Annotated in this window: 12 protein-coding genes; 8 read left to right on the forward strand and 4 right to left on the reverse strand. The window is 70.6% G+C overall.

Annotated features, from left to right (window positions below; all coding sequences use genetic code 11):
- The 3 genes from D7W79_RS27985 to D7W79_RS27995 form a co-directional block, all read left to right on the forward strand.
- Positions 1-642: helix-hairpin-helix domain-containing protein (locus tag D7W79_RS27985; protein WP_500681246.1), on the forward strand; the 642-nt coding region annotated here is incomplete at its 5' end.
- A 160-nt stretch (positions 643-802) separates the two neighbouring features.
- Entirely contained in the window at positions 803-1558 is a 756-nt protein-coding gene (locus tag D7W79_RS27990) for a hypothetical protein (RefSeq protein WP_244222003.1), read from the forward strand.
- A 192-nt stretch (positions 1559-1750) separates the two neighbouring features.
- On the forward strand, positions 1751-2032 hold the full coding sequence (locus D7W79_RS27995; protein WP_120528452.1) for a hypothetical protein: 282 nt from the start codon (positions 1751-1753) through the stop codon (positions 2030-2032).
- Between the two features lie 8 nt (positions 2033-2040).
- On the opposite strand, the gene D7W79_RS28000 is transcribed toward D7W79_RS27995, so the two are convergent.
- Both D7W79_RS28000 and D7W79_RS28005 read right to left on the reverse strand, forming a co-directional pair.
- A complete protein-coding gene (locus D7W79_RS28000) occupies positions 2041-2784 on the reverse strand; it encodes a phytanoyl-CoA dioxygenase family protein (protein ID WP_120528453.1) in 744 nt (247 codons plus the stop codon).
- Between the two features lie 51 nt (positions 2785-2835).
- Positions 2836-4497 (reverse strand): acyl-CoA dehydrogenase family protein, encoded by a 1662-nt coding sequence (locus tag D7W79_RS28005; protein WP_120528454.1) that lies wholly within the window; start codon positions 4495-4497, stop codon positions 2836-2838.
- A gap of 66 nt (positions 4498-4563) precedes the next feature.
- Between D7W79_RS28005 and D7W79_RS28010 the strand changes: the two genes are divergently transcribed.
- The gene (locus tag D7W79_RS28010; RefSeq protein ID WP_120528455.1) at positions 4564-6438 is read left to right on the forward strand and encodes a DUF8689 domain-containing protein; all 1875 of its coding nucleotides are present in this window, start codon (positions 4564-4566) and stop codon (positions 6436-6438) included.
- Here the strand turns inward: D7W79_RS28010 and D7W79_RS28015 are convergent.
- Positions 6378-7226, reverse strand: a complete 849-nt coding sequence (locus tag D7W79_RS28015) for a WbqC family protein (protein ID WP_120528456.1) — start codon at positions 7224-7226, stop codon at positions 6378-6380. The two genes, D7W79_RS28010 and D7W79_RS28015, sit on opposite strands and share 61 nt — an antisense overlap.
- 20 nt (positions 7227-7246) lie before the next feature.
- Positions 7247-8044: a phytanoyl-CoA dioxygenase family protein gene (locus tag D7W79_RS28020; protein ID WP_120528457.1), complete on the reverse strand. Its 798-nt coding sequence runs from the start codon at positions 8042-8044 to the stop codon at positions 7247-7249.
- A gap of 124 nt (positions 8045-8168) precedes the next feature.
- On the opposite strand from D7W79_RS28020, the gene D7W79_RS28025 reads away from it, so the two are divergent.
- From D7W79_RS28025 to D7W79_RS28040, 4 genes are all read left to right on the forward strand, one after another.
- Positions 8169-9131, forward strand: a complete 963-nt coding sequence (locus D7W79_RS28025; RefSeq protein ID WP_120528458.1) for an alpha/beta fold hydrolase — start codon at positions 8169-8171, stop codon at positions 9129-9131.
- Positions 9132-9291: 160 nt separating this feature from the next.
- Complete coding sequence (locus D7W79_RS28030; protein WP_120528459.1) at positions 9292-11115, forward strand: lamin tail domain-containing protein; 1824 nt, start codon at positions 9292-9294, stop codon at positions 11113-11115.
- Between the two features lie 86 nt (positions 11116-11201).
- Positions 11202-11987: an exodeoxyribonuclease III gene (locus D7W79_RS28035; protein WP_120528460.1), complete on the forward strand. Its 786-nt coding sequence runs from the start codon at positions 11202-11204 to the stop codon at positions 11985-11987.
- 28 nt (positions 11988-12015) lie between these two features.
- Positions 12016-12787, forward strand: a 772-nt coding sequence (locus tag D7W79_RS28040; protein WP_147442087.1) for a lysophospholipid acyltransferase family protein, incomplete at its 3' end; no start/stop codon positions are given.

Here is a 12787-nt window from a genome sequence, read left to right on the forward strand (position 1 = left end):
GTGCGGGGGCTGGGCGAGTCCTCGGGCCGGGCGGTGGAGACCGCGAGGCGGGGGGACTACACGAGCGTGGGAGACCTGGCGCGGCGGACGCGCATCCCCCGGCATGAGCTGACGCGGCTGGCGCTGTCGGGGGCGCTGGCGTCGCTGTGCGGGGCGCGGAGGCAGGCGCTGTGGGAGATCCAGGCGCTGGGCCCGCTGGACGCGGACGACCTGTTCTTCGGCATGCCCATGGACGGCACGTCGGTGGAATTGCCCCCCATGGGCGTCCAGGAGCGGGTGGTGGCGGACTACGACACGGTGGGGTTGTCGCTGGAGAAGCACCCGCTGGAGCTCTTGCGGCCCACGTTGAAGCGGATGGGGGCGGTGACGGCGGAGGGGTTGAAGCGGGTGTCAGCGGGGCGGCCGGTGAAGGTGGGGGGGATGATGATCTGCCGGCAGATGCCGCCGACGGCGAAGGGCATCTGCTTCATCTCGCTGGAGGACGAGACGGGGATCGCGAACCTGGTGGTGCCTTCGGAGGTGTATGCGCGGTGCAGGCAGGAGATCCACGGCGCGCTGTTCCTCGTGGGGGAGGGGATGCTGGAGCGCTCGGGGAAGGTGACGAACGTGAAGACGCGCAGCGTGGTGTCCGTGCGGCAGTGAGGCATTGGGGACCGCGCCACATCTGCACGTCTGTTCCCGGGATCCGCCGCTACAAGGACGTAGCGACCCGGGGGGGCATGGAACAACCCGTATTGCTGGCGATATAGGTTGCGTCCGTCCGGAGTGTAGTACCGTGGATCAGAACGGGAGGGTTCTCCAAGTGCGCAACAGTCTTCGGTGGTTGGGGTCGCTGCTCGATCGCGTTGGCCTGACAGAAGTGGTGGAGGAGGCGAGCGATTGGGTGCGGTACTACGCGCAGGGGAAGCCGCCCGTGAGCGAGCCGCAGCCGACCCGTGTCTCCCGCCCGGTGCACTCCGAGCCTCCGCGCGCGTCGATGCATGAGGTGATCGAGTCGCTGCGCAGCGCGATGCCGGAGCGCCAGGTGGACGCGACGGTGGTCGAGGTCCCCTTCGAGGGACGCATGGAGCTGGCGCAGGCGGCCCGCCGCAAGACGGCGCCCAAGGCCAAGAAGGCCGCGGGCAAGAAGAGCGCGGCGAAGAAGGCTCCGGCCGCGAAGAAGGCCGCGCCCGCGAAGAAGAAGAGCGCCGCGAAGAAGGCGCCCGCCGCGAAGAAGGCGGCCTCGTCCGGCGGCGCGAGCGAGGACGCGGTGTCGGTGCTGGAAACCGCGCTGCGCGGCCACGCGCGCCAGAAGGACCTGGTCTCCGCGGGCAAGGAGAAGGACCAGCTCCTGCGCTCGCTGATCCCGCTGTACCTGGCGAAGGCGCTGGACGTGGAAGTGACGTCCGGAACGACGTCGCGCTTCTGGAGCGGGCTGGGCGTGACGTACGCCGCCCCGAACGCGGCCAAGGCCCTGCGCCTGCACGCCGGCTACGCCCAGGACAGCAAGAAGGGCAAGGCCATCACCGCCAAGGGCATCCGCTACGTGGAAGACGCCCTCAAGCAGGCCTCGAAGTAAAGCCTACCGGGCGAGATGCCGCGTCTTCTGCAATTGAGACGCGGCACGGTTCCAGTGGCAGTCGGTGTCCTCGCTGGGGCGCTGATTGCCTGCGTGGGCGCGAAGCCAAATGCTGGCATTCCCTCACCCAGCCCATTCTCGGGCGTGGATGCCGGAACGCCTGCGTTTGAATGGCCAGAAGACGTAGAGCCCATGGCGACGCTGGATGGGTCTGCCATCCTGGCGTCCTACGCGGCCCTCCAGGATGTCGTGAGCCGCTTTCCCAAAGCCCGCCGGAATGAATGCATCTTCACGGCACGGGCCCTGGAGGTCGTCGTCGGCAAGGGGAAGGGCGTCTACATCGTTCGGGTGAATCGGCGCGTCGACCGCTGCGAGGGAATCGGGCCCGGTGGCAACTTCGAGCTCGACTGGTTCGAACTCTACGCCGTCTCGCCCGAGGGACGGATCATCGAGCGGTACCAGTACGCACCTTGAAGCAGCCCTCAATCCCTCGCGGAACGTGAGCCTGGGACGGGCAGGTTGTCCGTCCGCCGGTACGTGGCCACCACGGAGTACTTCGTGTCCGCCGTGTGGTTCCGGCTCGCCGCGTGGAACAGCCGCGCGTGGAAGAGCAGCACGTCCCCGGGGGACAGCCTCACGTACCGCGCACCCGCGATGAGCGCCGCGTTCTCTGGCAGCTCCGGCCGCAGGAACAACTTCGCGTCGTAGCGCTCCGGCGCGAACTGCATCCGGTGCGTCCCGGGCAGCACCTTCAGGCCGCCGTTCTCCGGCGTCTCCGCGCCCAGGGCCAGCCACGTGGAGATCAGCTCCGGCCGCGTGAAGGCCCAGTAGCGCACGTCCTGGTGCCAGCCCGTGTCCGACGAGAAGCGCGGCTGCTTCGTCATCACGCAGTTGTGATGCGCCAGCGCCTGCACCACCGGCCCATCCAATAGCTGCCCCAGCGCCTCCACCATCCGCGCGTCGTCGAACCACGCCGCGAACAGGGACGAGCGCCCATGGGCCTTCAACAACCGCCGCACCGTCCGGCCGCCTTCGACCTCCAGGCTCGCCGGTGAGCCGGGGTAGGCCACGTCGGCTTCGTACTCCACCGGGCCGTCACCGGAGGCGAGCTGCTCCTGGATGACGGTCCGCATCCGCTCGCACGTCCCGCTGTCCACGAAGGACGGCAGGACGAGATACCCATCGGCGGCGAAGCGCTGGCACTGCTCGGGACTCAGGACGGACATGGCGCCCGCTTCATAATGGGGGCGCCCGCCGTGTGCACCTGTCGCGATTGCTCAGCCCAAGAGCCGCGAATCGTCCAGGTCGATCTCATCCTGGATGAGGTCCACGCCGTTCTGCCGGAACCGGCGCGCCGCGGCGCGGCTGCGCGGCCCGTGCCCGTGCTCCAGGCACCATTGCGCGTGCTCGCTCAGGAGCGCCAGCTCCAGCGTGCGCCCCAGCGTCAGGGAGAAGCGCCGCGCCCCGGCCTCCATCGTGGTGGGGTTCGCCATCGCTCCGGACACCCAGACCCGCGCGTGCTCCAGCGCGTCGTGCGCCGTCTGCACGCACGGCCGCAGGCCCGCGTCCGTCACCTTGGACAGCCGGCCCTCCACCTCGTGGAAGAACGCCTCCAGCGTGCCTTCCTTCGCCAGCGCGCGCAGCGAATCCAGCGACAGCACGTTCGTCGTGCCCTCCCAGATGGACAGCACCTGCGCGTCCGCCTGGATGCGCGGCAGGCCCGTGTCCTCCACGTAGCCCGCGCCGCCGAAGGACTCCGTCACCTCCGACGTGATGTGCACCACCTGCCGGCCCGTGGTCAGCTTCGCCAGCGGCGTCACCAGCCGCTGCAACAGCTGCTCCTGCTCCGTCGCCGTGCGCGTCTCCAGCTTGCCCAGCAGCTCCACCCCGCGGAACGCCAGCAGGAAGCCCGCCTGGAACTCCGCCTCCAGCCCCGCCAGCGTGTCCAGGTGCAGCGGCTTCTCCGACAGCGGCGCTCCGAACTGCACCCGGCGCTTCGCGTAATCGTGCGCCAGCGCCATCGCGCGGCGCATGGCCCACGTCGCGCCCATCGCGTTCCAGGTGCGCGTCACGTTCAGCATCATCGCCATGTTGCGGATGCCGTCCGTCAGCCCCGCCACCGGCACCGCCAGCGTCCCGTCCAGCGTCAGCTCCGCCGTGGGCACCTTGCGCGTCCCGAACTTGTCCTTCAGCCGGTTGATCTGGATGTTGTTGAGCCGGCCCTGCGCGTCCCGCGTCTCCACGAAGAAGAGCGCCAAGCCCTTGCCGCCGGGGCCGTTGCCCGTGGGCCGCGCCAGCGTCAGCGCCATCTGCGCCGTCGTCGCGGACGTGAACCACTTGGTGCCGTGCAGCCGCCAGCCCTCCGGAGACTGCCGCGCCTCCGTCAGCGTGAGCCCCACGTCCGAGCCACCCGTGCGCTCCGTCATCCACTGGCCCGACGTCCAGAACGTCGCCGGATCGCGCGACGTCAGGCGGGGCAGGGCGTGGTCGATGAGGGCCTGGTTGCCCAAGGACAGCAGCGACCGCGCCGCGCCGTCCGTCATCGCCAGCGGACACGAATAGACATCCAGCGACGGCTGCACCAGGTAGTTCAGCGCGAACTGGTGCACGCGGCTGAGCGCGCCGTGCTTCTGCTCATAGGCCACCGCGACCAGGCCCTTCCTCGCGGTCAGCGCCTCCGCCTCCTTCCACAGCGGCGTCACCTCGATGTGGTCGATGCGCTTCCCCCACGGGTCCCACTGCGTGAGGACGGGCTCGTTCAGCCGGTCGCGCTGCTGGAACTCGTAGAAGTACTTGCCTCCCAGCTCCCCCAACTCACGGAATTCGTCCTGGAGCGAGCGGCGCATGTCCTCCGGAAGGGTCCGGGCGAGGTAGCCCTGCAGGAACGCGTCGTCGTCGTACTGGTTGCCAAGAACCGGGGGCGCCTGGAAGAAGCTCATGCCCCGAAGTTAACACCCCGGCACGGACGGTGGGGTAGAGTGGCCTCCCCCTCCGCCGGAGCCGTGATGACCGACTTCTCCCGCAGGCCCCCACCTGGCCCGGGTCCGTCTTCCCCCGACGCCGAGCAAGACCCCAATCGCAGCATCACCCCCCTGGAGACGCCCGCCGTCGCGGCGAGCCCCGTCCTGGCGACGCCTCCCCGTCCGCGCTCGCCCACCATGGCCGGGGTTCCCCTGGGAGGAGACAAGCCGCCGGAGCCCACCCGCTCCAGGCAGGCGCAGTCCGCGCCGCTGCCGTCCGTCATCTTCGACCCGATGCCGCGCCCCCGTGTGCCGCCCGCGCAGGCCGCAGGAGTGGCCCCGCCGACGGCGCCTCCGCCCTTCACCGAGGAGATGCTGGACGTGCAGACGGAGCGGCGCACCGCGCCCCCCGGTCCTCCTCCAGCGCCGCAGGAACCACCCGAACGCCGCGCGGGCCCCGGGCCGGAGCGCAGGGGCCCCCCTCCGGAGGCGGACCGCCGCGGCCCGAGCAGCCCCGTCAGCTCCGACCGTCGCACCGCGGCCACGGCGCCCCCGCAGGGCTACGTGGGCCCGGAGCGGCGCGGCTTCCGGCGGGGTGAGGCGTCGGATGCGCCGGCGACGAACCGCTTCTGGCCCGCGCAGCCCAAGACGCTGCAGGAGGCCGGCCTCAACACCACGTTCGTGGAGGAGCTGGTCCTCAAGGCCATCTTCTTCGCGGGCGAGATGCGCGGCATGGACGTGGCCACGCGCCTGCAACTGCCCACCGCGCTGGTGGACGAGGTCATCGAGGGCCTGCGCCGCCAGAAGTACATCGACATCCGAGGCGGTGGCGGCTCCGGCGTGGGCCGCTCCACGATGATCTACCAGCTCACGACCTTCGTGACGGACGTGCTGCGGCAGATCCTGGACCGCAACCGCTACAACGGCCCGGCGCCCGTGCCGTTCAACGAATGGGTCGCCGCCGTGAAGCAGCAGACCGTGCGCGGCAACCGCATCACCCGCCAGCGCATGCAGGACAAGTTCGGCGACCTGATCATCCGCGACTACATCTTCGACGGCATCGGCCCGGCGATGAACTCCGGGCGCGCCATCTTCTTCTACGGCCCTCCGGGCAACGGCAAGACGGCCATCTGCCAGGGCATGGTCAACTGCTACGAGGGGGACATCTTCATCCCCCACGCGCTGCTCATCGACGACTTCGTGGTGAAGATGTTCGACGCGAACATCCACCGCGCGGTGGAGGACGAGCCCGGCATGCCTTCGTACGACCGCCGCTGGGTGCGCTGCCGCCGGCCCCTGGTGGTGGTGGGCGGTGAGCTCACGATGGAGATGCTCGACCTCGTCTACACCCCGGAGGTGAAGTACTACGAGGCGCCGTTCCAGATGAAGGCGTCCAACGGGATGCTCCTCATCGACGACTTCGGCCGGCAGAAGGTGTCCCCCAAGGACCTGCTCAACCGGTGGATCGTCCCGCTGGAGAGCGACGTGGACATCCTCACGCTCCACACCGGCAAGAAGATCCAGGTGCCCTTCGACGTGTTCGCTGCCTTCTCCACCAACCTGGATCCCAGCGACCTCGTGGACGACGCCTTCCTGCGCCGTGTCCGCTACAAGCTGGAGGTGCAGCGCCCGGACGAGGAGCAGTTCCACGAGATCTTCCAGATGATGTGCAAGAAGCGCGGCGTGCCCTACGACGCGCGCGCCGTGGACTACCTCATCGACGAGCACTACCGCCCGCTGCACCGGCCGTTCGCCGCGTGCCAGCCTCGCGACCTGTTGGATCAGGTCATCGACATGGCGAACTACCAGGGCATGACGCCGCGCCTGGACCCCACGCTGCTGGACGCCGCCGTGCGCAGCTACTTCGTGCGCTTCGACAAGCCCGAGGCGTCCGCGCCCACCTCCGCGTCCGCCCGCTGAAGCGGCTGGGGGCCGTCCCCCGCGAACGGCCCCCACGGCGACGGCTGGAGCCACGTGCGCACCGTCTCCACGGGCACGTTGGCCAGCACGTCCACGATGGACAGCCCCGTCACGAAGCGCCCCTCGCGCCCCTGCGCGTAGTCCGGATGGCGGAAGCGCTGCCACAGGAGGCGCACGTCCACCGCGCGGAAGCGCTCGGGCTTCAGGTACACCGTGGAGCCCGTCCCCGAGTAGTACGTGTGCGCGCCCGTCTGGAGGCAGTACTCCACCAGCCGCTGCGTCTTGTCCTCGCCCCGGCGCTCCAGCGTGGACGAACACACGATGTCCGGCTCCAGGCCCAGCGGCCTGTAGAACAGCGCCATGCTGGACAGGAGCACGCGCAACAGCGACCCCGGGCCGGACTCGCGAGCGGCGGCGTCGTAGAAGGGCTCCAGCAGCGGCAGCACCTGCGCACGGAAGTGGGGCCGGCCTCCGTAGAGCGTCACCAGCGCCTGCAGGTGCTTGCGCGCCCAGGGCTGGCTTGAGTCCACCGCCAGGTCGCGGATGCGCGTGTCGCGGTGCGGATCCTCCAGCGGGATGGACAGCCACTGGAAGCCCGGCTCGGACGGCGGCGGCGTGGGCACGCCGTGGGGCAGGGCGACGCGCGTGCGGCGCTGCCAGCCGCGCCTCAGCCACTGCACGTCGTCCAGCACCACCAGCGTGCCGGCGCGCGCCACCTGCTCGTAGAAGTCCACCCACGGCAGGTAGTGGGGCTGCTCGGCGACGAGGACTCCAGGGTGTCCGGACACGCCCCGGATGATAGGGCCTTTCAGCCGCCGCGCACCGGGTGGCGGAACACCGGAGGGAACACGCGCGGGGCCTTCTTCTTGCGCACGCAGGTGGTGTCCGCGCTCATGTAGCAGGCGGAGAACGCGCGCCGCCGCTGTCCGGGCCTGCCGCGCCCGGAGCGGTGCCAGACGTGGTTGTGCACGAGCAGCGCCTCGCCGGCCCGCACGGGCAGGGGCACCACGTGCGCTTCCGCGTCCGCCGCCTCCACGCGGTCCGGCGGAATCACGCCGCCCAGCGCCGTCACCAGCCCCGCGCGGTGGCTGCCGGGGATGACCTCCAGGCAGCCGCCACCCTCCGGCGCGTCGTCCAGCGCGGTCCAGATTTGGAGGTCCGGCTCGCGCGTGAGGCCCCACAGCTTTCCGCCGTCCTGGTGGAAGGGCAGGTTGCTGCCGCCCGCGGGGCCCTTGTGGAAGAGGATGGCGCGGTACAGGACGATGTCGCCGGGGATGCGCGCGCGGGCGATCCGCTCGAACAGCGGGTTCTCCAGCCACGCGAGGAAGCGCGGATCCTTCTCCAACTTCTCCAGCTTGCGGTACTCCAGGGACGGGCCCTGCCAGCCCAGCCCCAGCGGCGCGTCCTCGTAGCGGCCGGTGGTGGCGTCCGGCTGGAAGAACATCCCCGGGTACACCACGCGGCCGAGCATCAGGTCGTCCGCCCGCTCGCGCAGGGCCTCCACGCCCGCGTCGTCCAGCACGCGGCCCAGGCGCGCGAAGCCGTGCGCTTCGTAGTGGGCGAGCACGGCCGCCACGTCCAGTCCTTCCGCCTCCACGCTGAGCATCCGTTGCACCATTGCCGCAAGGCCCGTGCGCGTCCAGCCTGGTCGCGCGAGCAGGGGAGGGCGCCCTCGTGGGGGGCCCCTCGGCCCTTGCACCCGCGCCTGCCCGGCCGCATGGTGGGCGTGGATGCCCTACCGTCGCGCCACGCACCTTGTCTCCGACCCGGATGGCACCCGGGTGGCGGTCCACACCCACAGCTCGGGCACGCCGGAGGAGGGCCGCGACGCCGCGCTCGCGGACCGCCCCACGGTGCTGCTGACCAACGGCATCGGCACGTCGGAGAACTTCTGGCGCCACATCGTCGCCGACCTGGAGCAGGACCACCGCGTGGTGCACTGGGACTACCGCGGCCACGGCATGAGCGAGGAGTCGCGCGACGGGGACTACCGCGTGCAGGTGCACGTGGACGACCTGGAGCGCGTCACCGAAGCGGCCATGGCGCGCGGCGACGGCCGGCCGCCGCACCACATCGCCTTCTCCATGGGCGTGCGCATCCTGCTGGAGCTGTACCGCCGGCGCCCGGACCTGGTGCCGTCCATGACGCTCATCGCGGGGACACCGGGCGTGCCGGGCTCGGCCAACCCGAGCCGGGCATCCCGCTTCGGGTTGAGCGCCGTCAGGGGCGCCCTGGCCGCCAGCACACCGTGGGTGCCGGTGGTGGCGCCCGCGGTGAAGGCCTTCATCGCCAGCCCGCTGGCGGATCCGTTCGCCCGCGCCGTGGGCGCGCTGCGCCCCCGGGCCCCGCGAGAGGACATCGCCGAGTTCCTGGACGCGCTCTACCACATGAGCGCGCAGGCCTATTGGCGCACGCTGCGCGGCCTGACGGAGGGCCACGCCTGGGACGTCCTCCCGTCCATCCGGGTGCCCGTGCTGATCATCGCCGCGAGCGATGACGTCCTCGTGCCCCTGTCGGAGGTGCAGCGGCTGCACCGCGCGCTGCCCCAGGCCGGCTGGCTCCAGGTGGATGACGCCGGCCACGCGGGCCTCCTGGAGGCCGGGACGGAGATCGCCCAGGCGGTCCGGGGCTTCCTGGATGCGCATGGATTGGAGACTTCAGCCTCCGCGCAAACCCCCGCCACTCCACGCTGAAGCCGCGGCGGTTCTGGTGACCCATCCGGTCTGCCGGGTTTTGAGAATCCGATGACCTCAAAGGTCACGAAGTGGGGCCCTGGACGTCACCGGGCCCGGTTTGCGTCGGCCTGTAATTTTGTGGTTTGCAGGGGGGCTCAGTACTCAACACGGAGTCTCCATGTCCTGGTCTTCCCGGCACCTGCTGGTCCCATTGTCAGCGGTGCTGTTGGTGTTGTCGGCGTGCGGTGGTGATGACGACAACAAGAACCCTGTCTGCGGCAACGGCATCATCGAGAGCGGCGAAGCGTGCGACGACGGCAACCGCACGGAAGGCGATCGCTGCAACAACAGCTGTCAGGTCACCACGCCCACGGTTGACGCGGGCAGCGACGCGGGCACCAACACCGACGCGGGCACCGACGACGCGGGCACCAACACCGACGCGGGCACCAACACGGACGCGGGCACGGACGACGCGGGTACGGTGACGGACGCGGGCACCGGGACGGATGCCGGCACGACGACGGACGCAGGCACGGGCACCGACGCAGGCACGGGCACCGACGCGGGCACGGGGACGGACGCGGGTACGGGGACGGACGCGGGCACGGACGGCGGTTCTGGTCCGGTCGACGCGGGCTCTGACGCCGGCACCATCGACGCGGGCACGGATGCCGGCACGGAGACCGACGCGGGCACCATCGACGCGGGCACGGATGCCGGTACGGAGACCGACGCGGGCACGGACGGCGGCGCCATCGACGCCGGCCCGGCTCCGGACGCGGGCACCGACGCGGGCACGGGCACCGACGCGGGCACCACGGCGACGCTGAGCGCGCTGGAGCCGGCCGCGGTCTTCGCTCGCTCGGGCACCACGGGTGAGACGATCCCGGAGCCGCTCGCGGTCACTCTGAGCGCTGACACCACCACGGACGTCGTGGTCCAGGTCTCCTCGTCCAGCCCCTCGGTGGTCGTGGCGAACAACGGCCAGGTGACGGTGCCGGCGGGTTCGCGCTCGGCGCCGGTGGTCGTGACGGCGGATGAGGCGGCGGGCTCGACCAAGGCGACGCTGACGGCCACGCTGGGTGGGGACTCGCGCACCGCCACGGTGCGCGTGCTCGGTGCGACCGAGCAGGCCTCGCTGGCGTACCTGTCGCCGGAGACGGTGTCCCTGTCCTCCGGTCAGACGACCAACGTCACCGTGACGCTCGACATCCCGGCCGCGGCGGCCACGTCCGTGGCGCTGTCCACGACGGGCAACGTGGGCTCCGTTCCGGCCACCGTGACGGTGCCGGCCAACGAGCTCTCCGCCAAGTTCACCTTCACCGCCGGCGCGTCCGGTTCGACGGGCACCATCGTGGCCACGCTCAACGGCCAGTCCGTGTCCGCTCAGGCGAAGGTCACCGCCGCTCCGACGACGAACCACGTCGTCATCAGCGAGCTCGCCCCCGCGGGCCCGGGTGGCGCGAATGATGAGTTCATCGAGCTCTACAACCCGACGAACGAGGACGTGGACCTGGCTGGCTGGAAGCTCCAGTACAGGAGCGCCACGGGTCCGAACTACAACTCTGGTGCCTTCACGTTCCCGACGGGAGCCAAGATCGCCGCGCATGGCTTCTACCTGGTGACGCCCGTCACCGGCTACACGGGCACGGTGAAGGGCGACGCGACCACAGGGTCCATTCCCATGGCTCCGAACGGCCACATCCGGCTGGGTAAGCCCGGCATCGGGACCACCACGACGGATGCGCTCGCAGTGGACTGGGTGGGCTTCGGCTCCACGGCGAACGCCGCGGAAGGCAACAGCCCGGTCTCGGGAACCATCGGGGCCAACGGAAGCATCGAGCGCAAGGCCAACGCCGGCTCGTCCGCAGCCACGATGGAGAGCGGCGCGGACGCGACGAAGGGCAACAGCCAGGACACGGACGTGAACAGCGCGGACTTCGTCATCCGCACCACGCGCGGTCCGCAGAACAAGGCGAGCGGCACGGAAGTGCCGTGACGCACTGAGCAGTGACCGGCCCCCACCGTCCGTCCAGGAACGGTGGGGGCTGGAAATACCCGCGCGCTTTCGCCATAAGCGGGGGCGTGCGAGTCGTCTCCTGGAACGTCAACGGTCTGCGCTCCATCCACCGCAAGGGCTTCCTCCCGTGGCTGTCCAGGGCCCGGGCGGACATCGTGGGGCTGCAGGAGGTGCGCGCCCGCGTGGAGCAGCTCCCCGCGGAGGTTCGCGCCCCCCGCCGTTGGAAGACCCACTTCGTGGCCGCGGAGCGCCCCGGCTACAGCGGCGTGGGCCTCTTCAGCCGCCACGAACCCGAAGAGCTCACCACCACCCTGGACGCCCCGGAGATGGACGCGGAGGGCCGCCTCCAGTTCGCCCGCTTCGGCAAGCTCACCGTTGTCAACGGCTACTTCCCCAACGGCAACGGGAAGGACCGGGACCTCTCCCGCATCCCCTTCAAGCTGGACTTCTACCGCCGCCTCTTCGCGCGGCTGGAGAAGCCCCTGCGCGACAACCAGCGTGTCCTGGTGATGGGCGACTTCAACACCGCCCACCAGGACATCGACCTGGCGCGCCCGCGCGAGAACCGTGAGACGAGCGGCTTCCGCCCGGAGGAGCGCGCGGAGTTCGACCGGTGGATCCGCGCGGGCTGGGTGGACACCTTCCGCCACTTCAACCCCGCAGGCGGTCACTACTCCTGGTGGAGCCAGCGCGCCGGCGTGCGCGAGAAGAACATCGGCTGGCGCATCGACTATGTGCTGGCCACCCCGGCGGCGCTCGCCTTCGTGAAGAAGGCCGCCGTGCATCCGGATGTCCACGGGTCGGATCACTGCCCCGTGAGCGTGGACCTGGACCCCTCGGTCCTCACCTGAACCCCCTCATGCCCAAGGGACACCCCTCATGAACGCACTGCTCTCCATCTGGACCTGGGTCGAGGTGGGCCTCGTGGCCCTGGTGGGCTTCTTCGTCCAGGTCGCGCTGCTCATCCTCACGTTCCTGTTCGACAAGCGCCGCTACGTGGTGGGGCGCTGCTTCCGCCTGGTGGGCGTCACCGCCGCGAAGCTCACGCCCTTCTGGCGCTTCGGCGTGCACGGCCCGGTGCCGGACCGCGTGGCCCCCAACACGGTGGTGGTGAGCAACCACGAGTCCAACGCGGACTGCTTCCTCATCTCCTTCCTGCCGTGGGAGATGAAGTGGCTGGGCAAGCGGAGCCTCTTCAAGGTGCCCGTGGTGGGCTGGATGATGGGCATCGCCGGGGACGTCCCCGTGGAGCGCGGCGACCGTGACTCGGCCACCGGCGCCATGGCTCGCTGCAAGCAGTGGATGCAGAAGGGGATGCCGGTGATGATCTTCCCGGAGGGCACGCGCTCCAAGACGGATGAGCTCCTGCCGTTCAAGGACGGCGCCTTCCGGCTCGCCATCGAGATGCAGGCGGACGTGCTGCCCCTGGCGGTGAGCGGCACACGGCTCGCGCTGCCCAAGCACTCGTGGCGCTTCGCCACGTCGCGCGGGCTGGTGACGGTGGGCACGCCCATCTCCACGAAGGGGATGACGTTGGATGACGTGGAGACGCTCAAGACCCGGGCGCGTGCCCAGATTGAAGCCCTGCGCGCGACGCTCAAGCCGCTGACGGGAAGCGCGGCCCCCGTCCCGGCGACGGACACCCCCGCCG

The organism is Corallococcus exercitus (assembly GCF_003611585.1).
Classification (GTDB): Bacteria; Myxococcota; Myxococcia; order Myxococcales; family Myxococcaceae; genus Corallococcus; species Corallococcus exercitus.